This is a genomic window from Streptomyces sp. NPDC006476 (assembly GCF_040612015.1).
Taxonomy (GTDB): Bacteria; Actinomycetota; Actinomycetes; order Streptomycetales; family Streptomycetaceae; genus Streptomyces; species Streptomyces griseorubiginosus_B.
Map to the genome: position 1 here is coordinate 18,294 of NZ_JBEXPK010000042.1, position 25,011 is coordinate 43,304.

At 71.6% G+C, this 25,011-nt stretch carries 23 protein-coding genes; 10 read left to right on the top strand and 13 right to left on the bottom strand.

What is annotated here, in order from left to right; genetic code table 11:
- Nucleotides 1-56: 56 nt before the first annotated feature.
- On the bottom strand, nt 57-1,877 hold the full coding sequence (locus tag ABZZ74_RS35530; RefSeq protein ID WP_356772119.1) for a prolyl oligopeptidase family serine peptidase: 1,821 nt from the start codon (nt 1,875-1,877) through the stop codon (nt 57-59).
- Between the two features lie 114 nt (nt 1,878-1,991).
- Here ABZZ74_RS35530 and ABZZ74_RS35535 point away from each other — a divergent pair, with 114 nt between their 5' ends.
- From ABZZ74_RS35535 to ABZZ74_RS35545, 3 genes are read left to right on the top strand one after another with little or no spacing between them, the layout of a single operon-like run.
- Nucleotides 1,992-2,831, top strand: coding sequence for a class I SAM-dependent methyltransferase (locus ABZZ74_RS35535; RefSeq protein ID WP_356772121.1), 840 nt, complete (start codon nt 1,992-1,994; stop codon nt 2,829-2,831).
- Between the two features lie 30 nt (nt 2,832-2,861).
- On the top strand, nt 2,862-3,236 hold the full coding sequence (locus tag ABZZ74_RS35540) for a nuclear transport factor 2 family protein (protein ID WP_356772123.1): 375 nt from the start codon (nt 2,862-2,864) through the stop codon (nt 3,234-3,236).
- A 45-nt stretch (nt 3,237-3,281) separates the two neighbouring features.
- Nucleotides 3,282-4,079 (top strand): SURF1 family protein, encoded by a 798-nt coding sequence (locus ABZZ74_RS35545; RefSeq protein ID WP_356772125.1) that lies wholly within the window; start codon nt 3,282-3,284, stop codon nt 4,077-4,079.
- A gap of 25 nt (nt 4,080-4,104) precedes the next feature.
- On the opposite strand, the gene ABZZ74_RS35550 is transcribed toward ABZZ74_RS35545, so the two are convergent.
- The 4 genes from ABZZ74_RS35550 to ABZZ74_RS35565 all read right to left on the bottom strand — a co-directional run bounded on the left by ABZZ74_RS35550 (nt 4,105) and on the right by ABZZ74_RS35565 (nt 8,655).
- Nucleotides 4,105-5,151 (bottom strand): hypothetical protein, encoded by a 1,047-nt coding sequence (locus ABZZ74_RS35550; protein ID WP_356772127.1) that lies wholly within the window; start codon nt 5,149-5,151, stop codon nt 4,105-4,107.
- Between the two features lie 113 nt (nt 5,152-5,264).
- The gene (locus tag ABZZ74_RS35555) at nt 5,265-5,840 is read right to left on the bottom strand and encodes a SigE family RNA polymerase sigma factor (protein ID WP_133044365.1); all 576 of its coding nucleotides are present in this window, start codon (nt 5,838-5,840) and stop codon (nt 5,265-5,267) included.
- A 444-nt stretch (nt 5,841-6,284) separates the two neighbouring features.
- The gene (locus ABZZ74_RS35560) at nt 6,285-7,343 is read right to left on the bottom strand and encodes an aspartate-semialdehyde dehydrogenase (RefSeq protein ID WP_356772129.1); all 1,059 of its coding nucleotides are present in this window, start codon (nt 7,341-7,343) and stop codon (nt 6,285-6,287) included.
- A gap of 40 nt (nt 7,344-7,383) precedes the next feature.
- A complete protein-coding gene (locus ABZZ74_RS35565; RefSeq protein ID WP_356772131.1) occupies nt 7,384-8,655 on the bottom strand; it encodes an aspartate kinase in 1,272 nt (423 codons plus the stop codon).
- A gap of 187 nt (nt 8,656-8,842) precedes the next feature.
- Here ABZZ74_RS35565 and ABZZ74_RS35570 point away from each other — a divergent pair, with 187 nt between their 5' ends.
- Nucleotides 8,843-9,532, top strand: coding sequence for a response regulator transcription factor (locus tag ABZZ74_RS35570; protein WP_356772133.1), 690 nt, complete (start codon nt 8,843-8,845; stop codon nt 9,530-9,532).
- Complete coding sequence (locus tag ABZZ74_RS35575; RefSeq protein ID WP_356772135.1) at nt 9,529-10,896, top strand: ATP-binding protein; 1,368 nt, start codon at nt 9,529-9,531, stop codon at nt 10,894-10,896. Before ABZZ74_RS35570 ends, ABZZ74_RS35575 begins: the two co-directional genes overlap by 4 nt.
- Here the strand turns inward: ABZZ74_RS35575 and ABZZ74_RS35580 are convergent.
- Nucleotides 10,862-11,362 (bottom strand): SgcJ/EcaC family oxidoreductase, encoded by a 501-nt coding sequence (locus tag ABZZ74_RS35580; RefSeq protein WP_356772137.1) that lies wholly within the window; start codon nt 11,360-11,362, stop codon nt 10,862-10,864. The two genes, ABZZ74_RS35575 and ABZZ74_RS35580, sit on opposite strands and share 35 nt — an antisense overlap.
- A 326-nt stretch (nt 11,363-11,688) precedes the next feature.
- Here ABZZ74_RS35580 and ABZZ74_RS35585 point away from each other — a divergent pair, with 326 nt between their 5' ends.
- Nucleotides 11,689-12,546 carry a PhzF family phenazine biosynthesis isomerase gene (locus tag ABZZ74_RS35585; protein ID WP_356772139.1) on the top strand — a complete coding sequence of 286 codons (858 nt, stop codon included), beginning with the start codon at nt 11,689-11,691 and terminating at the stop codon, nt 12,544-12,546.
- On the opposite strand, the gene ABZZ74_RS35590 is transcribed toward ABZZ74_RS35585, so the two are convergent.
- The 3 genes from ABZZ74_RS35590 to ABZZ74_RS35600 form a co-directional block, all read right to left on the bottom strand.
- Entirely contained in the window at nt 12,530-13,189 is a 660-nt protein-coding gene (locus tag ABZZ74_RS35590; RefSeq protein WP_356772141.1) for a DUF5063 domain-containing protein, read from the bottom strand. The genes ABZZ74_RS35585 and ABZZ74_RS35590 overlap by 17 nt on opposite strands.
- On the bottom strand, nt 13,182-13,781 hold the full coding sequence (gene recR / locus ABZZ74_RS35595; RefSeq protein ID WP_055536881.1) for a recombination mediator RecR: 600 nt from the start codon (nt 13,779-13,781) through the stop codon (nt 13,182-13,184). Before recR ends, ABZZ74_RS35590 begins: the two co-directional genes overlap by 8 nt.
- Nucleotides 13,782-13,873: 92 nt before the next feature.
- A complete protein-coding gene (locus tag ABZZ74_RS35600) occupies nt 13,874-14,218 on the bottom strand; it encodes a YbaB/EbfC family nucleoid-associated protein (protein ID WP_356772143.1) in 345 nt (114 codons plus the stop codon).
- A 273-nt stretch (nt 14,219-14,491) separates the two neighbouring features.
- Between ABZZ74_RS35600 and ABZZ74_RS35605 the strand changes: the two genes are divergently transcribed.
- A complete protein-coding gene (locus tag ABZZ74_RS35605; RefSeq protein ID WP_356772145.1) occupies nt 14,492-15,244 on the top strand; it encodes an SLATT domain-containing protein in 753 nt (250 codons plus the stop codon).
- A gap of 55 nt (nt 15,245-15,299) precedes the next feature.
- Here ABZZ74_RS35605 and ABZZ74_RS35610 read toward each other — a convergent pair whose 3' ends face one another.
- The 4 genes from ABZZ74_RS35610 to ABZZ74_RS35625 form a co-directional block, all read right to left on the bottom strand.
- Entirely contained in the window at nt 15,300-16,829 is a 1,530-nt protein-coding gene (locus ABZZ74_RS35610; RefSeq protein ID WP_356772147.1) for a substrate-binding domain-containing protein, read from the bottom strand.
- 91 nt (nt 16,830-16,920) lie between these two features.
- Nucleotides 16,921-18,990 carry a protein kinase gene (locus ABZZ74_RS35615; RefSeq protein ID WP_356772149.1) on the bottom strand — a complete coding sequence of 690 codons (2,070 nt, stop codon included), beginning with the start codon at nt 18,988-18,990 and terminating at the stop codon, nt 16,921-16,923.
- 88 nt (nt 18,991-19,078) lie between these two features.
- Nucleotides 19,079-19,537: a helix-turn-helix domain-containing protein gene (locus ABZZ74_RS35620; RefSeq protein ID WP_356772151.1), complete on the bottom strand. Its 459-nt coding sequence runs from the start codon at nt 19,535-19,537 to the stop codon at nt 19,079-19,081.
- Nucleotides 19,534-20,139 carry a type 1 glutamine amidotransferase family protein gene (locus ABZZ74_RS35625; protein WP_356772153.1) on the bottom strand — a complete coding sequence of 202 codons (606 nt, stop codon included), beginning with the start codon at nt 20,137-20,139 and terminating at the stop codon, nt 19,534-19,536. Before ABZZ74_RS35625 ends, ABZZ74_RS35620 begins: the two co-directional genes overlap by 4 nt.
- 190 nt (nt 20,140-20,329) lie before the next feature.
- Between ABZZ74_RS35625 and ABZZ74_RS35630 the strand changes: the two genes are divergently transcribed.
- From ABZZ74_RS35630 to ABZZ74_RS35640, 3 genes are all read left to right on the top strand, one after another.
- Complete coding sequence (locus tag ABZZ74_RS35630; protein WP_356772155.1) at nt 20,330-21,703, top strand: aspartate aminotransferase family protein; 1,374 nt, start codon at nt 20,330-20,332, stop codon at nt 21,701-21,703.
- Between the two features lie 140 nt (nt 21,704-21,843).
- A complete protein-coding gene (locus tag ABZZ74_RS35635; RefSeq protein ID WP_356772157.1) occupies nt 21,844-22,545 on the top strand; it encodes a GntR family transcriptional regulator in 702 nt (233 codons plus the stop codon).
- Nucleotides 22,542-24,995, top strand: a complete 2,454-nt coding sequence (locus ABZZ74_RS35640) for a dolichyl-phosphate beta-glucosyltransferase (protein ID WP_356772159.1) — start codon at nt 22,542-22,544, stop codon at nt 24,993-24,995. Before ABZZ74_RS35635 ends, ABZZ74_RS35640 begins: the two co-directional genes overlap by 4 nt.
- The last annotated feature ends 16 nt before the right edge of the window (nt 24,996-25,011 follow it).

The following is a 25,011-nucleotide window of genomic DNA, read 5'->3' on the forward strand; positions in this document are numbered from 1 at the left end:
CTCGTCCTCGACCGCCGGCCGGGCCGACAGCACCGCCCGGGGCCGCGAACCTCCCGTCAGCCCAGGTGCCGGTCCGCGAAGTCCAGCTCCAGGCGGACCTGTTTGATCCGTTCGTCCACCACCAGTGAGCCGTGCCCGGCGTCGTAGCGGTACACCTCGTGGGTCGCCCCTCTGGCCTCCAGGCGTTTGACGTAGTTCTCGATCTGGCGGATGGGGCAGCGCGGGTCGTTGACGCCGGCCGAGATGTAGACCGGGGCCGTGACCTTGTCGACGTAGGTGATCGGGGAGGACGCCTCGAAGCGGTCGGGGACCTCCTCCGGGGTGCCGCCCAGGAGGGTTCTGTCCATGGCCTTCAGCGCCTCCATCTCGTCGTGGTACGCCGTGACGTAGTCGGCGACGGGGACCGCCGCGATGCCCAGCGTCCACGCGTCCGGCTGGGTGCCGAGGCCGAGGAGGGTGAGGTAGCCGCCCCAGGAACCGCCGGTGAGGATCAGCCGGGCGGGGTCGGCGAGGCCCGAGGTCACCGCCCATTCGCGGACCGCCGCGATGTCCTCCAGCTCGATCAGACCGACGCGGTGCTTGAGGGCGTCCGTCCAGGCGCGGCCGTAGCCGGTCGAGCCGCGGTAGTTGACCCGGACCACCGCGTAGCCGTGGTCGACCCAGGCCGCCGGGCCCGCCGCGAAGGAGTCGCTGTCGTGCCAGGTGGGACCGCCGTGGATGTCGAACACCGTGGGCAGGGGGCCGGTGGCGCCCGCCGGCTTCTGCACGAGGGCGTGGATGCGGCCGCCCGGGCCCTCCACCCACACGTCCTCCACCGGGACCGAGCCGGGGGACTTCATGCCGGGCGGGTCGAGGACGACCTCGCCCGTGGTGGAGCGGACCGCCGACGGCTCGGCGGCCGAGGACCACAGGTACTCCACGGCGCCGTCGGGGCGGGCCGTCGCACCGGAGACCGTGCCGGGCGGGGTCGGGATCCGCTCCAGGGAGCGGCCGGCCAGGTCGTACCGGAAGAGTTCACTGCGCGCCTCGAAGCTGTGGGCGATGAGCAGGCCCGTGCCGTCCGGGTACCACTCGGCGCTGACGTCGCCGGGCAGGTCCAGGGCGAGGTCGGTCTCCTCGCCGGTGGTCACGTCCCACACCGCCGGCTCCCAGCGGCCCCGGCGCTGGTGTCCGACGAGCAGGCGGGTGTCGCCCTCGACGGGGGCGAAGCCGAGGACCTCCAGGCCGAGCTCCTCGGTGCCGCCGCGGGTGTCGTCGAGCTCGGCGACGGCCGTGCCGTCGGGGCGCAGGACGCGCAGCGCGGAGTGCATCGCGTCTCCGTGCTCGGTGTGCTCGATCGCGATCAGCGAGCCGTCGTGGGAGAGGTCGCCGACGCCCGCGGACTCGCGGTGGCGGTAGATCTCCACGGGGTCCTCGCCGGTGCGCACCAGGTGGATCGTCGTGCCGTCCTCATCCGTGGAGCGGCCCACGACGGCGGTGCGGCCGTCCCGGCCCAGGGCCAGGCCCGCCGGGTAGGAGGCGTCCAGGCCCGGCGCGGCGGGTTCGTCCGCGCCGCCCGTGAAGGGCTGTCTGCGCCAGACGCCGAACTCGTCGCCGTCCTTGTCGTCGAACCACCAGATCCAGGCGCCGTCCGGGGAGAGCACGCCGTCCGTCGTACCGTTCGGCCGGTCGGTGACCTGGCGCTGGACACCGGTCGAGCGGTCCCAGGCGTACAGCTCGTAGGTCCCCGTCGCGTTCGACACGAACAGGGAGCGGTCCGGTGCGTCCTCCGCCCAGTCGGGCAGCGACACCCGCGGCGCCCGGAAGCGCTTCTCCCAGTCCGGCATGTTCTCGTTTTGTACCTGATCCGGCGCGTCGGACCCGTTGCTCTCAGTCATGGCCCCATAGTGCCCGTCCTCGCCGACAATTCGCTGGCCCGGGACCCAGGCTGTGGATAACTTCTACCCGTCACTTACCGAACACCCGTCCAAGCAGGTCAGAAAGGCGCGATCATGTCCTCCACCGTCCCCGCCGAGGTCCCCTCCGACTGGCGTGAGACAAACCGCGCCAACTGGGACGAGAGGGTCCCGCTGCATGCCGCCGGCGACTTCTACGACCTCGACGCTTTCCGGGCCGGCAAGGAGGCCCTGCGCTCCTTCGAACTGGCCGAGGTCGGCGATGTGACCGGCAGGACCCTGCTCCATCTGCAGTGCCACATCGGCACCGACACCCTCTCCTGGGCCCGGCACGGCGCGGCCCGCGTCGTCGGCCTCGACTTCTCCGCACCGGCCGTCGAGGTGGCCCGGGACCTCGCCGCCGGCCTCGGGTTCGGGCCGGAGCGGGCGGAGTTCGTGGCGGCGGACGTGTACGACGCGGCGAGCGCGGTGCCGGAGCCGTCGTACGACATCGTCTACACCGGGGTCGGAGCGTTGTGCTGGCTGCCCGACATCCGGCGGTGGGCCGAGACGGCGGCCGCGCTGGTCGCGCCCGGCGGGTTCCTGTATCTCTGCGAGTTCCATCCGCTCACCGACGTCCTCGACGACGAGACCGGTTCGCGGGTGGTGCGGGACTACTTCGACCGGGCCGCGCAGGTGTACGACTACCCCGGCACGTACGCGGCGGACAGCACCGACACCGTCCACAACCGGACCGTGGAGTGGCAGCACCCGCTCGGCGAGGTCGTCTCCGCCCTGGCCGCGACGGGGCTGCGCATCGAGTTCCTGCACGAGCACGACGTCTCCGTCTTCCAGCGCTTCGAGGCGTTCGAGCGCCACGACGACGGCTACTACCGCTTCCCGCCGAGCCGCCCGGGCATCCCGCTGATGTACTCGCTGAAGGCGCGCAGAGACTGATTGTCAGTGGCGGCGTGCACACTCTTCGACATGACCGATCTGCGCAAAACAGTCGAGAGGTTCTGGGCCGCCGCCGAGGCCCGGGACTGGGACGCCTTCGCGGGCACGCTCGCCGAGGACGTCGTCTACACCCTGCCGCAGACCCGCGAGAGGATCAGCGGCCGGGAGCGGTACGTGCGGTTCAACCGGGAGTATCCGGGTGACTGGCATCTGCGGATCGAGCGCCTGGTCGCCGAGCCGGGGCAGGTGGTCAGCTGGACGCACTTCGCGGTGGGACTGGAGGAGATGTACGGCATCTCCTTCTTCACCGGGGACGAGGACGGCCGAATATCCGCGATCACCGACTTCTGGCCGGAGCCGTACGAGCCTCCGGCCGGACGGGACCACCTCACCGAGCGCTACTGAACCCCCCTGCCCGGCTCACCGGAACGGCACCGTACCGTTGAAGGCGTGTACCGGTTTCTGCTGACGCCCCGGTGGTGGGGGATCAACGTCTTCGTGCTGCTCGCCATCCCCTTCTGCATCTTCATGGGGTCCTGGCAGCTGAGCCGGTTCGAGGGCCGGGTGCAGGACCACCGCGAGGCGACCGAGCGGGTCACGACGGACCGGCACGAGGCGGCCCGGCCGCTGCGCGAGCTGCTGCCGGTGAACAAGGCGACCTCCGGCAAGCAGGCCACCGCGACCGGCCGGTACGACAAGCAACTGCTCGTCCCGGACCGCCAACTGGACGGCAAGCAGGGCTTCTACGTGCTGACACTGCTGCGGATCGACGGCGGCGAGGCGCTGCCCGTGGTCCGCGGCTGGCTGCCGGGCGCCGCCGATCCGGCGAAGGCACCCGCCGCACCCACCGGCGAGGTCACCGTCACCGGCGCGCTGCAGGCCTCCGAGACACCGGGCGACAACGGCGTCAGCGCGCAGGGCGGGCTGCCGGCCGGGCAGACCGCGGCGATCAGCGCGGCCTCGCTGGTGAACCTGGTGCCGTACGGCGTGGAGGACGCCTGGATCACGCTCGACAAGGCCGACTCCGGGATGAGGGCCGTGCCCGCGACGGCGCCGCCGGACTCCGGTCTCGACCTCAAGGCCTTCCAGAACCTCGGCTACACCGGCGAGTGGTTCGTCTTCGCCGGCTTCGTCGTCTTCATGTGGTTCCGTCTGCTGCGCCGCGAGATCGAGTTCGCCCGGGACGCGCGGATGGGTCTGGTCCCCGAGGAGGAGACCGTGTCCCAGGCCAGCCCGTCCGGCGTCTGACAGCCAGGCGTCCGACGGCCAGGCGTCAGGACCCGGCCAGCAGCCCGGTGTAGTACACGGCACCCGCGCACGCGCCGGACACCGTCGCCGAGACCGTCGGCGAGCCCGCCTCCGTGGTGTGTGAGATGACGACGGACCCGTCCGCCGTGCCACCGTCCTCGGTGAACATCTGGGTCGTCACCCCGCTGTCCGTGCCACTGGACGCGGAGCCGGAGGTGGTGCCCGCATCCGGTGTGGGCGTGGGGCTCGCGGTGGAACCGCCGTCCGTGGTGCCGCCGTTGCCCGTGCCGGTGGTGGGACAGGTCTCCGTGGGCACCCAGGCGAACTTCACCTCGTAGGAGGCCCCCGGCGCGAGCAGCAGCGAGGTGACCTCGGTCGCGGGGTCGGGCAGCGCGGCCGCCGCGTCCCCGGAGACATGCCGGGCCGTGGTGATCTTCGTGGCGTCGGCCGCGCCCTGGGCGAGCGTGCTCACCGAGCCGGGGCCGCCGACGGTGCAGGAGGCGGAGGAGACGTTGACGACGCGGAAGGTGCCGTACACCGCGCCGGTGGAGTCGGGCGCGGCGGTCGTCCCGGTGGCCGAGCCCAGCTGGGCCGCGGTGCACACCGCGGCGGACGCGCTGGTGGACGACGGGCCGGTGCCGGAGCTGCCGCCCGTGCCGGCGCCGTTGTTCTTGCCCTTGCCGTCGCCCTTCGTGTCGCCCTTGCCGTGGCCCGGGGAGGTCCCGGAGCCGCCGCCCGCGGTGCTCTCACTGCCGTCCGCGTTCTTCCCCTGACTCACCCCGCCCTGCGCCTGGGAGGCCTGGCCGGCGACGGAGGGGTTGACGTCGGAGCCGGTGGAGTTGGAGACGTGCACCAGGGCCGGCACGGCGGTGCCGATGAACAGGGCCGCCGCGGCCATGCCGACCATGGCCTGCCGCTTGCGTGCCCGCCGGGCGGGCACGGCACGGCGCAGATGGTCCAGGGTGCCGTCGCGCGGCTCGACCGTCTGCACCGCCTGGTGCAGCATCCTGCGCAGGGCCAGCTCGTCCGGGTCGAGCCCTTCGGCGCTCCGGTCCTCGAGGCCGTCGTTCACAGTTCCGTTCCCAGCGTGCGATTGGCTGTGTTCTTGCTCGTTCGTGCGCGTCGGCTCGTGCCACGCGAAGGGTTCATGGCGCTCGTGGGAGTCATGGGACTCGCCGTCCTTGCTCATGCCGGCGCCTCCATCGCGAGGCGGAGAGCCGCGATGCCCCGGGAGCCGTACGCCTTGACCGAGCCCAGCGAGATGCCGAGCGTCTCGGCGACCTGCGCCTCGGTCATGTCCGCGAAGTAGCGCAGCACCAGGACCTCGCGCTGGCGGCGCTGCAACCCCTTCATCGCCTTGATCAGGGAGTCGCGCTCCAGCTGGTCGTACGCGCCCTCCTCGGCGCTCGCCATGTCCGGCATCGGCTTGGACAGCAGCTTGAGGCCCAGGATGCGGCGGCGCAGGGCGGAGCGGGAGAGGTTGACGACCGTCTGCCGCAGATAGGCGAGCGTCTTCTCGGGGTCGCGGACGCGTTTGCGCGCGGAGTGCACGCGGATGAAGGCTTCCTGGACGACGTCCTCGCAGGAGGCGGTGTCGTCGAGCAGGAGGGCGGCGAGGCCCAGCAGCGAGCGGTAGTGCGCGCGGTAGGTCTCGGTGAGGTGGTCGACGGTGGTCCCGGCGGCCGTCACGTCCTCGACGCCGTCGCGCTGGTTCGGTATGCGGGTGGGCCGCGCCGCGGGCATGGGCGCGATCACCGGCATGCCGCCGGGCGCGCCGGGCATCCGGGGTCGGCTGCGGGTCGCAGCGGAGAAGTCGAGAACCTGAGCCACGCCAGTTGGACACGCTTCCCCCCGGGAGGGTTGTACGTGCCGGGCGTCACTTTCGCGTCATGTGCCGCAATCGGCCGTCTCGCTTCAGGCGGTACAACTGACCGTGCGCCAAACGCCCTCATGCGTACCCGCTCTTCCCCTGTGTCCTGAATGACCGAGACGTCCCCACGCCTCGGGCCGCATCCCCGCCGACCCCCTGAAGGGCGTTCGCAAAGACGCTCCCCGCCCTTCGCGCGGTTGCGGAGAGCGGGGAGAAAAATCTTCGGACGCCAAGCGGGTCCACAGCAAGTGGTCCGGACCATCGACCGGCTCACACTTCGTTTATAGATCATACAAACTGACCCCGAAGTGGCCCGGTGGCCGGCGCCCCAGCTGTCAGGCCAGCTCCGCCGCCAGCAGCTCGGCGATCTGGGCGGTGTTGAGGGCCGCGCCCTTGCGCAGGTTGTCGCCGCAGACGAAGAGTTCGAGCGCCGTGGGGTCGTCGAGCGCGCGCCGCACCCGGCCCACCCAGGTCGGGTCGGTGCCCACCACGTCGGCGGGGGTGGGGAACTCACCGGCGGCCGGGTTGTCGAACAGGACCACCCCGGGCGCGGTGGCGAGGATCTCGCGGGCCCCGTCCACACTGACCTCGCCCTGGAAGCGGGCGTGGACGGTCAGGGAGTGCGTGGTGACGACCGGCACCCGGACGCAGGTGACGGCGACCGGGAGATCGGGCAGCCCGAGGATCTTGCGGGTCTCGTCCCGTACCTTCATCTCCTCCGAGGACCAGCCGTCCTCGCGCAGCGAACCGGCCCACGGGACGACGTTCAGCGCGACCGGCTCCGGGAACGGCCCGGTGTTGTCGCCCACGGCCCGGCGCAGATCACCGGGGCTGGTCCCCAGCTCGGTGCCGGCGACCAGTTCGAGCTGGCGCCTGAGCGTGTCGACACCGGCCCGCCCGGCACCGCTCACTGCCTGGTACGAGGAGACCACCAGCTCGCGCAGCCCGAACTCGGCGTGCAGCGCGCCCAGCGCGACGATCATCGACAGCGTGGTGCAGTTGGGGTTGGCGACGATCCCGCGCGGCCGGCGGCGGACGCAGTGCGGATTGACCTCGGGCACCACCAGCGGCACCTCCGGGTCCATCCGGAAGGCGCCCGAGTTGTCCACCACGACCGCGCCCTTGGCGGCGGCGATCGGCGCCCAGTGCGCGGAGACCTCGTCGGGCACGTCGAACATGGCGACGTCGACCCCGTCGAAGGCCTCCTCCGACAGGGCCACCACCTCGGTCTCCGTGCCGCGCACGGCCAGCTTGCGACCGGCCGAGCGCGGGGAGGCGATGAGCCGGATCTCGCCCCAGATGTCCGCGTGCTGGGACAGGATCTGCAGCATGACGGTACCGACGGCCCCGGTCGCCCCCACGACCGCGAGCGTCGGACCAGGCCTTGCCGTCACTTTCCCGCCTGCCGCGCGACGCCGGGCACGCACGGCCTCGTCATCGCCCGGTGCCCCCGTAGACGACCGCCTCGGCGGTGTCGGAGTCGAGGCCGAAGGCGGAGTGGACGGCGCGGACCGCCTCCGTGACGTCGTCGGCGCGGGTGACGACCGAGATACGGATCTCGGAGGTCGAGATCAGCTCGATGTTCACGCCCGCGTCGGACAGCGCCTCGAAGAAGGCCGCGGTGACGCCCGGGTTGGTCTTCATGCCCGCGCCGACCAGGGAGATCTTGCCGATCTGGTCGTCGTAGCGCAGCGAGTCGAAGCCGATGCCGCTCTTCGCCTTCTCCAGGGCGTCGATGGCCTTGCGGCCCTCGGACTTCGGGAGGGTGAAGGAGATGTCGGTCAGTCCCGTGGACGCGGCCGACACGTTCTGCACGACCATGTCGATGTTGATCTCGGCGTCGGCGATCGCGCGGAAGATGACGGCGGCCTCGCCCGGCTTGTCCGGCACGCCGACGACCGTGATCTTGGCCTCGGAGGTGTCGTGCGCGACACCGGAGATGATGGCCTGCTCCACCTTCTGGTCCCCAATCGGCTCACTGCTGACCCAGGTGCCCTGCAGCCCGCTGAAGCTGGACCGGACATGGATCGGGATGTTGTAGCGGCGGGCGTACTCCACGCACCGGTGGAGCAGCACCTTGGACCCGGACGAGGCGAGTTCCAGCATGTCCTCGAACGAGATCCAGTCGATCTTCTTGGCCTTCTTGACCACCCGCGGGTCGGCGGTGAACACACCGTCGACATCGGTGTAGATCTCGCACACCTCGGCGTCGAGGGCCGCGGCCAGCGCGACGGCGGTCGTGTCGGACCCACCGCGCCCCAGCGTGGTGATGTCCTTCTTGTCCTGCGAGACACCCTGGAACCCGGCGACGATGGCGATGTTGCCCTCGTCCAGCGCCGTCCGGATCCGCCCCGGCGTCACGTCGATGATCCGGGCTTTGTTGTGGACCGAGTCGGTGATGACGCCGGCCTGGCTGCCGGTGAACGACTGGGCCTCGTGGCCCAGGTTTTTGATCGCCATGGCCAGCAGCGCCATGGAGATACGCTCTCCGGCGGTCAGCAGCATGTCGAACTCACGCCCGGCAGGCATCGGGGATACCTGCTCGGCGAGATCGATCAGCTCGTCCGTCGTGTCGCCCATCGCGGAAACGACGACAACCACCTGGTTGCCGTTCTTCTTCGCTTCCACGATCCGCTTGGCGACGCGCTTGATGCCCTCGGCATCGGCTACGGAGGAGCCTCCGTACTTCTGCACGACAAGGCCCACGTGCGCTCCTCGCTCAGTCCGTGTGTGTCGGCTCAGTTTAACGAGCGCCCGAAATCCGCCCCCGCGGTATCGCATGGTGAGATTCGCGCGCCCAGGTCAGCGCATGCCCAGAGAACCGTCCGGGGAAAAGTGCAGCGCGTCACAAGGGACGGGTGTGAATTAAAGTTCAAGCACTAGTGTTCGTCGCGTGCGCGTACTGCTGGTGGAAGACGATGAGCCGGTCGCCGAGTCCCTGCGCCGCGGCCTGATCCGCTACGGCTTCGCGGTGGAGTGGGTCACCACGGGCGGCGCGGCCCTCGCCCATGAGGGCCCCTACGACGTCGTACTCCTCGATCTCGGCCTGCCCGACGCCGACGGCCTGGACGTCTGCAAGGCGCTGCGCGGGCGCGGTGACGTGCCGATCATCGTGATCAGCGCGCGCAGCGACGAGACGGACCGGGTGGTCGGCCTGGAGCTCGGCGCGGACGACTACGTCTCCAAGCCGTTCGGGGTGCGGGAGGTCATCGCGCGGATACGGGCGGTGATGCGGCGCGTCCGGCCCGCCGGTCGCGCCGTCCCGCCGCCCGGCCCCGACCGCTACGGCCCCCGGCTCACCGTCGACCGCAAGGCGGCGCGGGTCCGGCTGGACGGCGAGGAGGTGGCGCTCGCCCCCAAGGAGTACGACCTGCTGGCCTTCCTCACCGAGGAGCCGGGCGCGCTGATGTCCCGGGAGCAGATCATGGAGGCCGTCTGGGACGCGAACTGGTTCGGGCCGACCAAGACGCTGGACGTGCATGTGGCGGCGCTGCGGCGCAAGCTCGCGGGCGCGATCACCATCGAGGCGGTCCGGGGCGTGGGCTTCCGCCTGGAGATCGTCAACGGCGACGGGGCTTCATGAACCGGCAGCTCATCCGGAGCTACATCCTGCTCGTCGCGGTCGCCATCCTGCTGTTCACGGTGCCGGTGGCGTTCACGCTCACCGCGCAGCTGCGCGACGACACCGAGGCGTCCCTCAAGCGCGAGGCGACGACCATGGCGCTGCTGCTCGGCAACGGCAACGCCGCCTCCTGCCAGGCGCTGGCGGAGCTGGCCGGGGCGTACGCCCAGGAGACCCACGACCAGGTGCAGGTGACCGCCACCGACCGCTGCCGCCCGGCCGGGGTGCCCGTGCCGAAGCAGGACGCGGCCCTCACCGCCGCCGTGGACCACGGGACCGCGACGACCGACTGGGGCCCGGACCTCATCTGGGGCCGCACCCTGGTCGTCACGGTCCCCGCGAAGGACGAGGGCCGGATCGTCGGTGCCGTGCGCATCGTCTACTCCACCGACGACCTCACCCACAGGCTGTGGACGATCTGGGGGTTCCGGGCCGGACTGGCGGTGGCCGTGCTCGGCGTCGCCGCGCTGATCGGCGCCTTCGTCGCCCGCCGGATCACCCGGCCGCTGCGCCAGCTCAACGACATGGCGAGCAGGTTCAGCGACGGCGACCTCACCGCGCGCTCGCCCGTGGAGGGACCGCCGGAGACCCAGACCCTGGCCCGCACGCTGAACCAGGCGGGCGAGCGCCTGGACACCCTGATCGCCTCGCAGCGCATCTTCGTGGCGGACGCCTCGCACCAACTGCGCACCCCGCTCACCGCGTTGCGGCTGTCGCTGGACAACATCGCAGACGGGGTGGACGACGCGTTCGTCCGGGAGGACGTGGAGCAGGCGACCGCCGAGGTCGTCCGGATGAGCCGGCTGGTCAACGGCCTGCTGGTGCTGGCGCGGGCCGAGGCGAAGGTGACCGCGGCCGAACCGCTGCCGCTGACGGACATCGTGGAGGAACGCCTGTCGGTGTGGAGACCGGCCGCCGACGAGCGCGGAGTCACCGTCGCGCTCAGGGGGAGTGCCGACGGCCGGCCGTCTGTGCTGGCCAGCCCCGGTCATCTGGAGCAGGTGCTGGACAACGTGCTCTCCAACGCGCTGGAGGTCTCCCCGGACGGCGGCACGATCACCGTCCGGGTGGAGCCGAGCGGCGACGAAGTGGTGCTCTCCGTCCTGGACGAGGGCCCCGGCATGTCGGACGCGGAGAAGTCCCGCGCCTTCGACCGCTTCTGGCGCGGTCAGGGCCTGACCGGGCGCTCCGGCTCGGGCCTCGGCCTCTCCGTCGTCAAACAGCTGGTGGCCGACGACGGCGGCACGGTGGCCCTGAAGGACGCGCCCGGCGGCGGGCTGTGGGTGGTCATCAGCCTTCGGGCATCTTCGAGGAGTGGTGGTTGACGATGAGCCATGTGCCGCCCCGCTTCTCGTACTCGTACGTGTAGCGGGCCTCGACGGTGCTCTTCTCGCCGGTCTTCGGGTCGGTGAGCGTGAACTCGTAGATCCCGGTGTCGATCGCGGAGTTCCGGTCGAGCACGTTGACGATCGTCTCGACCTTCTTGCCGACCGGCTTGTTCTTCAGGAAGTGCTCGAAGTAGTCGACTATCTCCGCGTGGTTGGTTCTGATCTTGTTGGAGACGGTGGGCAGCAGCACCGCGTCCTTCGCGTACAGGTCGGCGACCTTCTCCGGGTCGCCGGTCCGCAGCGCGGCGTTCCAGCGGTCGAAGAGCTGGGCGATCTGCTTCTTGCCTGGCTCCCCGGCCCTCTTCTCGGTTCCGGCCGCACTGACCCCGGCCGTCACGGTGGCGGCGGTGACAACGGCGGTGGCGGTGACGAGGGCGGCGCGCAGACGGGTCTTTCGGGTCATCGCAACTCCTGTGCGGCTGGTGCCTGTTCGGGATGACTCAAGACTCGCTTCTCGCTGGTTAGGGCCCGTGCAGGCGATGTCCAACGCAGATCCAGGACACGTCCAATTCACGGGGAGTGCCCGCGTGCTCACGGGCCGTACTCACGCTGCGGCCCACCGCAATGGTGCCGCTGTGCGTGGCGGCGGCCTGCATGGTCCCGGCGGGGGCCTGGCTGACCCGCCAACTCCCCGAACCGGCCCTGCTGTTGGTGAGGGGCTCTCCGGTCGAAGGGCGGGTGGGCGCTGGGACGGCGGTTGGTGGGTGGTGGTTCGGATACGGTCGGTGGATGGAGATTCTGCGCTACGTGGCCTTCAGCACCGACCCGGCGGGAGGCAACCCCGCGGGCGTGGTGCTCGACGCCACCGGGACCGACGACGCGACGATGCTGGCGACGGCGGCCGAGGTGGGCTACTCGGAGACGGCGTTCGTGGTGCCGTCGGCGGACGGCGCCCTGGACGTCCGCTACTTCAGCCCGCTCGCCGAGGTGCCGTTCTGCGGGCACGCGACGATCGCGACGGCGGTCGCGCACGCGGAGCGGCACGGCACCGGACGGCTGCTGCTGCGCACCCAGGCGGGCCCGGTCACGGTGAGCACGGAGCGGACGGCGGACGGCACGCTCATGGCGACCCTGGTGAGCGTCCCCCCGCGCACCGCACCGCTCCCGGAGGCCGACCTGGCCGAGCTGCTGGCCGCCCTGCGCTGGTCCGACACGGATCTCGACCCGGCGCTGCCGCCGCGCGCGGCCTTCGCGGGCGCCTGGCATCCGGTGATCGCCGCCGCGACCCGGGAGCGGCTGGCCGACCTGGACTACGACATGGACGCGCTCGGCGCCCTCATGGACCGCAGGGGCTGGACCACCGTCGACCTGGTCTGGCGGGAGTCCCCGACCGTCTTCCACGCCCGCGACCCGTTCCCGCCCGGCGGGGTCGTCGAGGACCCGGCGACCGGCGCGGCGGCGGCCGCTCTCGGCGGCTACCTGCGGGAGCTGGGCCTCGTGGCGACACCCGCCACCGTGACGGTCCACCAGGGCGCGGACATGGGCCGGCCGAGCACGATCACCGTGACCGTTCCGGAAGGAGCGGACACCGGGATCGGCGTGGCCGGAGCGGCCGTACCGATCCGGCCGGCTACTGACCCCGCCTGATCCCGAGCGGTCCGGCGATCTCCTGCGCCATCACCTTGCCCGCCTCGAACTCCAGCGTCTCGTCGCCCATGCTCTGGTCCGTGTCCAGCCCGTCCAGCTCCTCCAGGGGCTGGTTGAGGCGGACGTGGATGAGGACGGACTGCAGGGCGCGCAGGGCGGCGGAGGCGGTGGGGCCCCAGTTGGAGAAGTAGGAGAACTGCCACCACCACAGGGCCTCCGTCACCCGGCCGGCACGGTAGTGGGCCATACCGTGGCGGAGGTCGGTGATGACGTCGGCGATGTCGTCGGAGAGCCGGGCCGGAACCGGGGCCGTGCGCGGCTCGTAGGGGTCGAAGACCTCCGAGTAGACGTCGACCGGGTCCAGCAGACGGGCGAGGTTCTCGCGCAGTTCGTCGACGTCGGCGTCCGGGCCCGTGTCCGGCTCGTAGCGCTCGTCGGGGACGATGTCCTCGTGCGCGCCGAGCCGGCCGCCGGCCAGGAGGAGCTGGGAGACCTCCAGCAGCAGGAAGGGCACGGCGGAGCCCGGCTCGTCGCCCTTCGCGACCTCCGTCACCGCCACCAGGAAGCTCTCCACCTGGTCCGCGATCTGGACCGCGAAGTCGTCCGGGTCCCGCGTCGTGGCATGCAGCGTGGCGTCAGACATCTAGGAGTCGTCTCCCCTCGAAGGCGCGGCCGAGGGTCACCTCGTCCGCGTATTCCAGGTCGCCACCCACCGGGAGGCCGCTGGCCAGGCGGGTGACCTTGAGGCCCATGGGCTTGATCATCCGGGCGAGGTACGTCGCCGTCGCCTCGCCCTCCAGATTCGGGTCCGTGGCCAGGATCAGTTCCGTGACCGTCCCGTCGGCCAACCGCGCGAGAAGTTCTCGTATACGCAGGTCGTCGGGGCCGACACCCTCGATCGGGCTGATGGCGCCGCCGAGCACGTGGTAGCGGCCCCGGAACTCCCGGGTCCGCTCGATCGCCACCACGTCCTTCGGCTCCTCCACCACGCAGATGACCGAGGGGTCGCGGCGGGTGTCACGGCAGATGTTGCACAGCTCCTCCTGCGCGACGTTGCCGCACGTCGCACAGAAGCGGACCTTCGCCTTGACCTCCATCAGGGCCTGGGCGAGGCGTCGTACGTCCGTCGGTTCCGCCTGCAGGATGTGGAAGGCGATCCGCTGGGCGCTCTTGGGACCGACGCCGGGCAGCCGCCCCAGCTCGTCGATGAGGTCCTGCACCACGCCTTCGTACACGGACTGCCGTCCTTCCCGGGGGTTCCTTACACGTACGTACGGTAGTTGGCGGACGCCCCTCTTAGAAAGGCGGGCCGGGTCTCGACAACGGCTCAGAAGGGCAGGCCCGGGATGCCGCTGCCACCGCCGAGGCCCTGGGCCAGCGGGCCGAGCTTCTGCTGCTGGAGGTTCTGGGCGTTCTCGTTGGCCGCCTGGACGGCCGCGACGATCAGGTCGGCGAGGGTCTCGGTGTCCTCGGGGTCCACCGCCTTGGGGTCGATCCGCAGGGCGCGCAGCTCACCGGCGCCGGTGACGGTCGCCCTGACCAGGCCTCCGCCCGCCTGCCCGTCGACCTCCGTCCGCGCCAGCTCCTCCTGCGCCTTCTGCAGGTCCTGCTGCATCTTCTGGGCCTGCTGGAGCAGCTGCTGCATATTGGGCTGGCCACCACCGGGAATCACGATTCAGCTCCTGGATTCGTCGTTTCATCCGTTGTGTTTCCGTTGGCACGAGCCTACGTGGTCCGCGCAGCCATCGCCCCGCCACTCTTTCGAGTGAGATCGCCGTGACTGCCATACCTGATCAAGGCCCTCTTGCGGGCGGAAAAGCGGCGAAAGGCACGCCCGCGCCACCCATTGGGCGGTAGGAAGGGTCCCGCTGAGCGGTAGGAAGGGGTCCGCGTCGGCATGCGATGTCACGCAACGTGAGCGGCCGTGATCAGTAGGGAGTGCCGGGTGGGTCAGCCGGAGATGCAGCCCGAGGGTCCCCCTCAGGACGAGCGGGGCGAGGGCGCGGCCGGACTGCGGCCGGGGGATCTGGCCGGGCGGTCCTTTCCGCTCGGGGACTGGGGCGAGCCGGCCGAGCGGCTGCACGAGCTGTACCGGTGGGTGGAGCGCGGGGCGCTGGAGACGGCGGCCTGGTATCTCGCGGACCGGGTGTGGAAGCGGCGGGGCGCGCGGTCGCTGCGGGCCGGGGCCGCCGCAGGGGCGGTCACCGGGGCCGCGATGCCGTTGCTGGACCTGACCGGGGTGCTCGGCGGGGCGGCCGCCTGGGGGTATCTGGCGCTGCTGCTGGCCGTCGCGTGTGTGGCGGTGGACCGGTTCTTCGGGGTGACGTCCGGCTGGATAAGGGACGTGGCCACCGCGCAGGCCGTGCAGCGGCGGCTGCAGGCGCTGCAGTTCGACTGGGCGTCGGAGAGCGTGCGGGAGGTCCTGGGGCCGACGGAGGGGACGGCCGGGGAGGCCGCCGAGCGGTGTCTCGGGGTGCTGCGGCGGTTCTCGGAGGACGTGACCGAGCTGGTGCGGACCGAGACGGCCGACTGGATGGTGGAGTTCCGGACCGGGTCGGCACCGATGGGGATCCAGTCGGCGGTGGCGTCCCCGGCGCGCGGCACGGACGGCGCCGGCCTCAACGGCCGTTTCCCCCTGCCCCCGGGACCCAACTCCCGCCCCAACATGCCCCGTCAGCGCCCGCCCGAGCCCAGGTGACCTCGCGGCCGTACGGCAGGACGAGGACTCCCGTCCGTCTTCCGTCGGTCTCCCGTCAGTCCCCGGAGCACAGCCCCGTGGCCACCGTCGCCGAGCACGGCAGATGGCCGTGGGCGCGGATGACGTTCTCGTTGGCGGTGTCGCCGATGTAGGCGAGGAAGGCGGCGGCCAGGGAGCCGGAGGAGGGGGTGCCGTAGGTGTAGGCGTACTCCACGCCCCGGTAGGGGTACTCGCTCCTGCCGTACTCGATGTCCTCGACGGAAGGGGCGGCGCCGTCGAGCGGGACGGTGCGCAGTCCGCGGTGGCCGGAGGAGGCCAGGGTGAACTCGGAGTAGCCGAGCGCCCCCCGGATCCGGGCCACCGTGGTCAGCACGTCCTCGGTGGAGTCGAGTTCGCAGCGCATGACCGGCGCGGAGGTGTCGTCCTTGTGCACGCAGTCCAGCGAGGTACTGGGCACCCGCTCCCAGGTGCCGAGCACCCGACGCTGGAAGATCTGCCGGGTTCCCGAGTCGGCGTTGCGGCTGACCAGGACGATCGGCAGGTCGGGCAGCGAGGCGTCGAGCTGCTTCCAGCGGGTCACCTCGCCCCGGTAGATACGGCGCACGTCCCGCACCGACAGGCCCTTGGCGGGCAGCCGGACGCTGTCGTTGACGACGAGGGTGAACACGGACAGCGCGATGCGCTCGCCGACCAGCTTCCCCGGCCCGCCGATTGCCGGGCCGTCGGAGAAGGCGATGACCGAACGGCTGTCCGCGGAGAGCGCGTTGACGCCCGCGGAGCTGCCGCGCGCGTCCACGGTGATGACGGAGTCCGGGCACTTGCGCTCGTAGTCCTTCGCCAGCTGCCGTACGACGGGCGCGAAGGCGGTCGACCCGGTGACCGTGACGCGGCCCTTCTCGCAGCCGATGGGGACCCGGTCGCCGTCGCGGGCCACGACGATCACCGCGAGGGTGAGGACGCTGACCGTCAGCATGATGGTGATCAGCCGGGCGGCACGGCTGAACAGGGGCGGTTTCTCGTCGGGCGTGGCACTGCGGTTGGGGTGCACCTCGCCTTCCCGGATGCCGCCGAACAGCCGTATCTCGCGGCCGACGTCGCCGCCGGAGAGCAGCACCAGCAGCTTGTAGTGGTCGCCCCGGTTGAGCGGGACGCGCGGGATGCGCAGGGTGTTGCCCTCGTAGCCGAAGCCCCGGGCCGGGGTGAAGTGGTCCATCAGATGGTCGGTGTCGGAGGGCTGGGTGACCGAGACACCGCGGATGGTGCGGTCGTTGAACACCGCGGTCAGGCCGTGGACCTCGGGGCTGGTGTAGTCGTCGCGGTCGATGCCCTGGGATCCGTCGTTCTCGACCCGGATCAGCACGAGGGTGGCGTCGGACATTTCGGGGGCCTCGTCGAAGAGGCCGAGTCTGACGTTGGCTCTGCCCAGGCGTACGTCGTCGCCGATGGGGTTGTCCATCTGGACGCGGTAGCCGATCCGCTTACGGCGCGGCACCCGGCGCTCGTACCAGACCATGACGCCGGACGCGGCGATGCCGAGCACGGCCGTGCCGACCGCGACGACGTTCTCCGGGCTGAACCACTGCACTTGGGTGCCCCCGCAACTCCCCGAGCCGGATCAGGGAGGTCACCGTACGTCCGTGCGAGTTCAACTTCCTTAAGAGCACCGGTACTTGAGGTTACTGTCGGGTGTAGTCCAGCTTCTCGCCGTTGCTGGTGTTGACGCGCTGGAGGGTGCCGTCGGGGAGCAGGGCGATCTCGGTGGCGCTGCCCGGTTTGCAGTAACCCGAGTCGCCCTCGGTGACGTTGGACGGGCCGATCTCCAGCGGGCCGTTGCCGCTCGGGGCGGTCGTGAGCTGCGCCTGGAAGACGCAGTGGTAGTCGCCGCTGGTGGTGGGGCCGTCCGCGACGAGGGTCAGTACGGCGTCGCCCACCTGCCCCTGTCGGATGGTGAGTTGGCGGGTGTTCTCGCCGTCCTTGTTGGTGATGGTGGCGGTCCAGGTACCGAGGTAGCCGGCCGGGACCGCTCCGTCCGTCGGCGCGGAGGTCGTCGGGGAGGCGGTGGTCGGGGACGGCTGCCCGGTGGTCGGGCCGGGGCTCGGGGGTGCGCTGGTGGTCGGGGCCGGGCTCGGCTTGTCGTCGCCCTGGTCGCTGCCGCCGCCGTTCATGAGCGCGTACACGGAACCGCCGGCACCGAGCGCGACGACGAGGGCGACACCGACCAGCAGCGCCGTGGAACGGCCGTTCCTGCTGGGCGGGGCGGGCGGCGCGGTGACCGGTCCGGCGTAGGAGGAGGGACCGTACGGCGGGGTGGAACCGAGGGCGCCATAGGGCCCGGCCTGGGGGTACCCGTAGGCGGCCTGCTGCTGGGGGTACCCGTACCCGGGCTGCGGCTGAGGGTGCTGCTGCGGGTACCCGTAGGCGGGGTGACCGGGCGGCGGGGTCTGGCCGTGGCTCGGCGGGGGCGTCTGAGCACCGCCCTGCCCCCCGACGACGGTCGGCAGATGATTCAACGGCGCGCCGCCGCCCGGCTGACCGGGAGGCGCAGGGGCGACAGGCGTCCGCGCACCCGGATCGGCACCCGGACCGACTCCGGCACCTACGCCGCCACCGGCGCCGGACCCCGCCCCCGCACCGGTGTGCGGCCCCCGCGAGGTGTCATCGGCGGCCGCCGCATGCTCGGGCGATGCCCCGCGCTTCTCGAACGACGGCCCCGCCGATCCTCCGGCCCCGGCGGGCGTCCCGAACGCCCCGGCCTGCTCTCCGGACGCTCCGGCCCCCGCGCCCCCGGAGCCTCCGCCCGTGGCGATCCCCTCCCCCGCCGTCCGTTCCGGATCCTCGGTGTCCAGCAACTGCACGGCGTGCCGCCCCAGTTGGGCCACCAGGGCGCTCGGCAGCCACGGGTCCCGGGAGCGGCCGTCCTGGACGGTGTCCTCGGCGCCCGTGCGTTCCAGGACCTGGTCCAGCGTCGGGCGGGCGGCCGGGTCCTTCTTCAGGCAGTCGCGTACGAGGACGGCGATCCCCTCCGGCACGCCCTCGAGGTCGGGTTCCTCCTGGGCGATGCGGAACATCAGGGCGTGCACGCCGCTGTTCGCGGTGCCGAAGGGGAGGGCGCCCGTGGCGGCGTACGCCAGCACGGAGCCCAGGCAGAAGACGTCGCAGGACGGGGTGATCCGGTCGCCGCGCACCTGTTCCGGCGCCATGAACCCCGGCGAGCCGACCAGCGCGCCGGTGCGCGTCAGTCCCCCGTCCGTCACCGTCTCCAGCGCCCGCGCGATGCCGAAGTCGATGACCCGGGGCCCGTCGATGGTGACGAGGACGTTGGACGGCTTGAGGTCGCGGTGGATGATCCCGGCGGCGTGGATGTCCTTGAGGGCCTGCGCGAGCCCCGCGGCCAGGATGCGCACGGAACGCTCCGGCAGCGCGCCGTGGTCGTGCCCCACGACCTGTTGCAGGGTCGGTCCGGCGACGTACCCGGTGGCGACCCACGGCACCGCGGCCTCCGTGTCGGCGTCCAGGACCGGTGCCGTCCAGTACCCGCCGACCTGCCGCGCGGCCTGCACCTCCTGCCGGAACCGCGCCCGGAACTCCTCCTGCGCGGCCAGTTCGCGCCGCACCAGCTTGACCGCGACGGTCCGCCCCCGGTCCGACCGGGCGAGGTACACGAACCCCATCCCGCCGGCCCCAAGCCGCGCCAGCAGCCGGTACGCCCCGATCCGCTGCGGATCCCCGGCCCCGAGCTTCTCCATCGCAGGTCCCCCCGAAATCCCCCGATACGCCCCTGTACGACAGCCCCACGATAGTGCGGGCACGGGGAGAGGAGGACGGGAGCGGTGTCTACGGTTCCGTAACGGGGGGTCCCAGTTCGTCCAGCACCTTGGACAGCCGTTCCAGGGTCTGCACGGCCTCCGCCAGTTCGGCCTCCCCGAAGGCCTCCGCGAGCCGGTCGGCGAAGGCGGCGTGACCGGGGTTGATCCGGTGGTTCGCCGCGCGCCCCTCCTCCGTCGGCGCGAGGAGTTTGGCACGGCGGTGGGCCGGGTTGGGCCGGTACTCGGCGAGCCCGCGTTCCACCAGCAGGTCGGCGATGCGCTGCACGCTCTGCCGCGTGATGCCCATCGCCCGCCCGATCCCGGCGACCGTCAGCGGCTCCCCCAGCACCGCGCCGAGCACCTGCCACCAGGCCGCGGTGAGGCCGGAGGGCCTGGCCAGCTCCTCGGCCACCCCGAGGAACTGACCGTTGAGCCGGAAGACCCCGAGGGCGCTGCGGCTGAGCAGGTCCTGTCGCTCCCGGCTCACCCCGCGGCCGCCTTCTGCAGCACGGCGAATGCCTCCGCGTCCGAGTCGTGGTGGAGCCGGTACCAGGCGTCGAGCACCTCGCCCTCGTACACCCCGAGCAGCCGGAAGACCTCCCGGGCGAAGGCGACGGGCTCGGTGGGCCCGGCGGTGACCAGGTGTCCGTCGGTGACGGCGTCCGCGTCGACGTACCGCTCGCCGCCCCGGTAGCCGGTCGCGGCGAGGTAGAAGGACACCGCGCTGGTGTGGTCGCGGTCGTCGAGCAGCCCCTCCCGCGCGAGCCCGGCGGTGGCCCCGCAGATCGCGGCGACGGGCGTCCCGGTGTCCAGGAACTCCCGCGCCTTGCGGGCGAAGGGCGCGAGGTCGTCGCCTTCGTCCCAGGCGTCGGCGCCCGGGAGGATCAGCAGGGAGCTGTCCTCGGGTCGTACGTCGTCGAGCGCGAGGTCCGGCTGGACGCGCAGTCCCCCGATGGACCGGACGGGCTCGCGCGTCGGGCCCACCGTCCGGATCTCGTACCCGGCACGGGCGAGGTACGCGGTGGTGTGTCCCGTCTCCCAGTCGGCGAGCGTGTCGTAGACGGCGAGGTGCACTGGCTTGCGGCTCATGACGTCTCCTCCGGGCGAGGTCACATGACAACAGGCTGTCACTTCGACAGCATCCTGTCAATATTCCCGTCGTGGACCCCATCGCCGGCCCCGTCGCCGCGCCACCGTCGACAACCTGTCGTGGAAAGCCCCGCACCGCAGACAGGTCGCCGATATCGCCCCCTCCCACCCCGCCCCTACGCTCGCCGCCATGACCCCTCAGCCAAACCCCGAGGCCGGCGCCGCCGTGAAGGCCGCGGACCGTGCGCACGTCTTCCACTCCTGGTCCGCGCAGGAGCTCATCGACCCGCTCGCCGTCGCCGGTGCGGAGGGGTCGTACTTCTGGGACTACGACGGAAAGCGGTACCTCGACTTCAGCAGCGGGCTCGTCTACACCAACATCGGCTACCAGCACCCGAAGGTCGTCGCCGCGATCCAGGAACAGGCCGCACACCTGTCCACCTTCGCGCCGGCCTTCGCGATCGAGGCCCGTTCGGAGGCGGCACGGCTGATCGCCGAGCGGACCCCGGGCGACCTGGACAAGATCTTCTTCACCAACGGCGGTGCCGACGCCGTCGAGCACGCGGTGCGGATGGCGCGGCTGCACACCGGGCGCCCCAAGGTCCTGTCGGCGTACCGGTCGTACCACGGCGGTACCCAGCAGGCCGTCAACATCACCGGGGATCCCCGCCGTTGGGCCTCCGACAGCGCCGCCGCCGGGGTCGTGCACTTCTGGGCGCCGTACCTCTACCGCTCCCGCTTCTATGCCGAGACCGAGGAGCAGGAGTGCGCGCGGGCGCTGGAGCACCTGGAGACGACCATCGCCTTCGAGGGGCCCGGCACGGTCGCCGCGATCGTCCTGGAGACCGTTCCGGGAACGGCCGGGATCATGGTTCCGCCGCCCGGGTATCTCGCCGGGGTGCGGGAGATCTGCGACCGGCACGGGATCGTCTTCGTCCTGGACGAGGTCATGGCCGGCTTCGGGCGCACCGGTGAGTGGTTCGCGGCCGGCCTGTCCGGCGTCACGCCGGACCTGATGACCTTCGCCAAGGGCGTGAACAGCGGGTATGTGCCGCTCGGCGGTGTCGCGATCTCGGGGGCGATCGCCGAGACCTTCGCCCGGCGGCCCTACCCCGGCGGGCTGACCTACTCCGGGCACCCGCTCGCCTGCGCCGCCGCCGTCGCGACGATCAACGTGATGGCGGAGGAAGGGGTCGTCGACAACGCGCGGCGGCTCGGCGAGGACGTCGTGGCGCCCGCGCTGCGCGAGCTGGCCGAGCGGCACCCCAGTGTCGGCGAGGTGCGCGGGGTCGGCATGTTCTGGGCGCTGGAGCTGGTGAAGGACCGGGAGACGCGCGAGCCGCTCGTGCCGTACAACGCGACGGGCGAGGCCAACGCGCCGATGGCCGCCTTCGCCGCCGCCGCGAAGAAGCACGGCCTGTGGCCCTTCGTGAACATGAACCGCACCCATGTGGTCCCGCCGTGCAACGTCAGCGAGGCGGAACTGAAGGAGGGCTTCGCGGCACTGGACGTGGCGCTGTCGGTCGCCGACGAGTACACCGCGCAGGCAAGTTACCGCGGGTAGTCGATCGCTCGCCCTCAGGTGTGGCACCGGCCGCGCTCAGTTACGCGGGTAAACACCGAGGGAACCCGAACGCGTAAGGTGGCGTGCTCGTAGATAGGGACGAGTACGCCACCCGACGTTTTCGAGGAGACGCCCCGACCATGCCCGGCAGCAGCGGCAACGGCTCCGTGACCCGCAGCACCCTGCGGCAGCAGATCGCCGACGCGCTTCGCGACGAGGTGCTGGCGGGCCGGCTCCAACCGGGCCAGGAGTTCACCGTCAAGGAGATCGCCGAGCAGTACGGCGTCTCCGCGACCCCCGTGCGCGAGGCGCTGGTCGACCTGTCCGCGCAGGGGCTGCTCGACGCCGACCAGCACCGCGGCTTCCACGTCCACGAGTACTCGACCGCCGACTTCCGGGGCATCGTCGAGGCCCGCAGCCTGATCACCGACGGCATGTTCCACGCCCTGGAGACCGGCGCCGACCGGCTCCCACCCCCCGACGACGCTCGCGCCAACGCCTCCCTCGCCGGGGTGCGGCGGCGCGGCGAGGAGGCGCGGCGGGCCTCGCTGGCCGGTGACCTCACCGTGCTGATCGGTTATGACCTGCGCTTCTGGCACGAGCTCGGCGTCATGTTCGGCAACCCCTATCTCGCCGACTTCCTGCACCGGCTGCGCGTGCAGTCCTGGGTGTGCGCGGTGCAGCATCTACGGCGGCTGAAGGACCTGCGCGGCGCCCTGTGGTCCGGCCACACCGATCTGGTCGACGCCCTCGCCCGCCGGGACACCAAGGCGGCGCGGTCGATCGTCGCCGGGTACAACGACCACGCGCTGGCCCTCATCGAGGGGCTGGCCGACCGGTGAGCGCCCTGGACACGGAGGCCGTCGGCCTCCCCGTCGGCCCGCCGGTGAACCTCTCCGTCGTCATACCGGCCTTCAACGAGGAACTGCGGCTCGGCCCCACCCTGGACGCGGTCACCGGCTATCTGCGCGACAACGAGGGCCGCTGGGGCACGTGGGAGGTCGTCGTCGCCGACGACGGATCCACCGACGGCACCGGCGCGCTGGTCACCGCCCGCCAGGACCCCCGGATCCAGCTGGTCACCAGCCCCCGCAACCGCGGCAAGGGCAACGCCCTGCGCCTGGGGGTCGCCGCCACCCGCGGCCGGCGGGTGCTGGTCACGGACGCCGACCTGGCGGCGCCGATAGAGGAGCTGGAGCAGCTCGACAAGGCGCTCGGCGAGGGCGGCTCGGCGGCGATCGGCTCCCGTTCCGTGCCCGGCGCCACGATCGAGGGCCGCCAGCACCGCATACGTGAACTCCTCGGCCGCGCCGGAAACTTACTCATACGCCGGATCGCCGTGCCGGGGATACGGGACACCCAGTGCGGCTTCAAGCTCTTCGACGGCGACCGGGTCCGCGAGGCCTTCGCCGCCTCCCGGCTCAACGGCTGGGGCATCGACGTCGAGGTCCTGCGCCACTTCCACCGCGCCGACTGGCGGATCGCCGAGGTACCCGTCCGCTGGTCCCACCAGCCCGGCTCCAAGGTCCGCACCCTCGACTACGCCCGGGTCCTGACCGAACTGGCCCGGCTGCGCGCCCGCACGGTGCGCCCGGCGGACCTGTTCGTCACCCTCGTCTTCCTGCTGATGTCGGCCGCCCTGTACTCGGGCCGTCTCTTCGACCCGAACCACCGCTATCTCCCCGACTCCCTCCAGGACCAGAACCAGTGGGAGTGGTTCTTCGCGGTCACCGCCCACAACCTCGCCCACCTGGACAACCCGTTCTTCTCCGACCTGCAGGGCTTCCCCGACGGCGTCAACCTCATGGCCAACACGGTCATGCTGGGCCTCACCGTCCCCTTCGCGCCCCTGACCCTGCTGGCCGGCCCGGCGGTCTCCCTCAGCGTCTGCATGGCCCTGGGCCTCGCCGCGACCGCGGTCGCCTGGTACCGGCTGATCGTGAAGCGGGTCGTACGGCACCGCCCCGCGGCCTTCGTCGGCGCCTCACTGGCCGCCTTCGCGCCGCCCATGATCAGCCACGCCAACGCGCACCCCAACTTCGTGATCCTGTTCATGATCCCGCTGATCGTGGAGCGCGCCCTGCGTCTGTGCGAGGGCACCCGGGTCGGGCGGGACGGCGTGGTGCTGGGCCTGATGGCGACGTACCAGATCTTCCTCGGCGAGGAGCCCCTGCTGCTCGCGGCGCTCGGCATGCTCCTGTTCGCGGGCGCCTACGCCGTCGCCCGGCCGGATGTGGCCCGGGCCGCCTGGCGGCCGCTGCTGAAGGGACTGGCGATCGCGGGCGCGGTCTGTCTCCCTCTGGTCGCCTATGCGCTGACCTGGCAGTTCGCCGGTCCACAGAGCTACAAGAGCATCCTGCACGGCGACAACGCGGGCAACAGCCCACTCTCCCTCCTGTCCTTCGCGGAGCGCTCGCTGGTCGCGGGCGACGAGCTGCGGGCGAACTCCCTCTCCCTGAACCCGACCGAGCAGAACGCCTTCTACGGCTGGCCGCTGGTCCTGGTGGCGTTCGCGATCGTCGTACGACTGTGGGAGCGGGCCCTGGTCAGGGTGCTGGCGTTCACCGCGGTCGGCGCGGCGCTTCTCTCCCTCGGCCCGAAGATCCGCATCCCGATGACGGACGACGTCTATCCGGGCCCGTGGGCGCTACTGGCCAAGATGCCGCTGTTCGAGTCGGTGATCGAGGGCCGGGTCGCGATGATCTGCGCGCCCGTGCTCGGCATGCTGCTCGCCCTGGCGCTGGAACGGCTGGCGGCGACGAAGAAGATCGGCACGCAGTACATCGGTCTGCTCGGGATCAGCCTCGCCCTGATCCCGCTGATCCCGGCCCCGCTCAAGGCGGTGGAGCGCCCGCAGACACCGGCCTTCTTCACCGACGGGGCGTGGAAGGCGTACGTGGGCAGGGACGAGTCCCTGGTGATCGTCCCGCTGCCCGACTCCGGGTACGCCGAGCAGCTGCACTGGCAGGTCGAGGCGGGGCTCGGCTTCAGAATGCCCGGCGGCTACTTCAACGGCCCCTACGGCCCGGACCGTATCGGCATCTACACCGCCTCCCCCCGCTACACCTCCAACATGCTCCGTGACGTCCGCTACAGCGGGCAGATCCCCACGATCGGCAAGAACTGGCGGGCCCAGGCCCGGCGCGACTTCGCCTTCTGGAAGGCGGGAGCGCTGGTGGTGGCCCCGCAGCCCAACGACGGCGCCCTGCGCACGGCCGTCACCGAACTGGTCGGCCATGGCGGGAAGTGGGTGGACGGCGTCTGGGTATGGGACCTGCACAAGGGGAGCTGACCTGAGCCGAACTGTC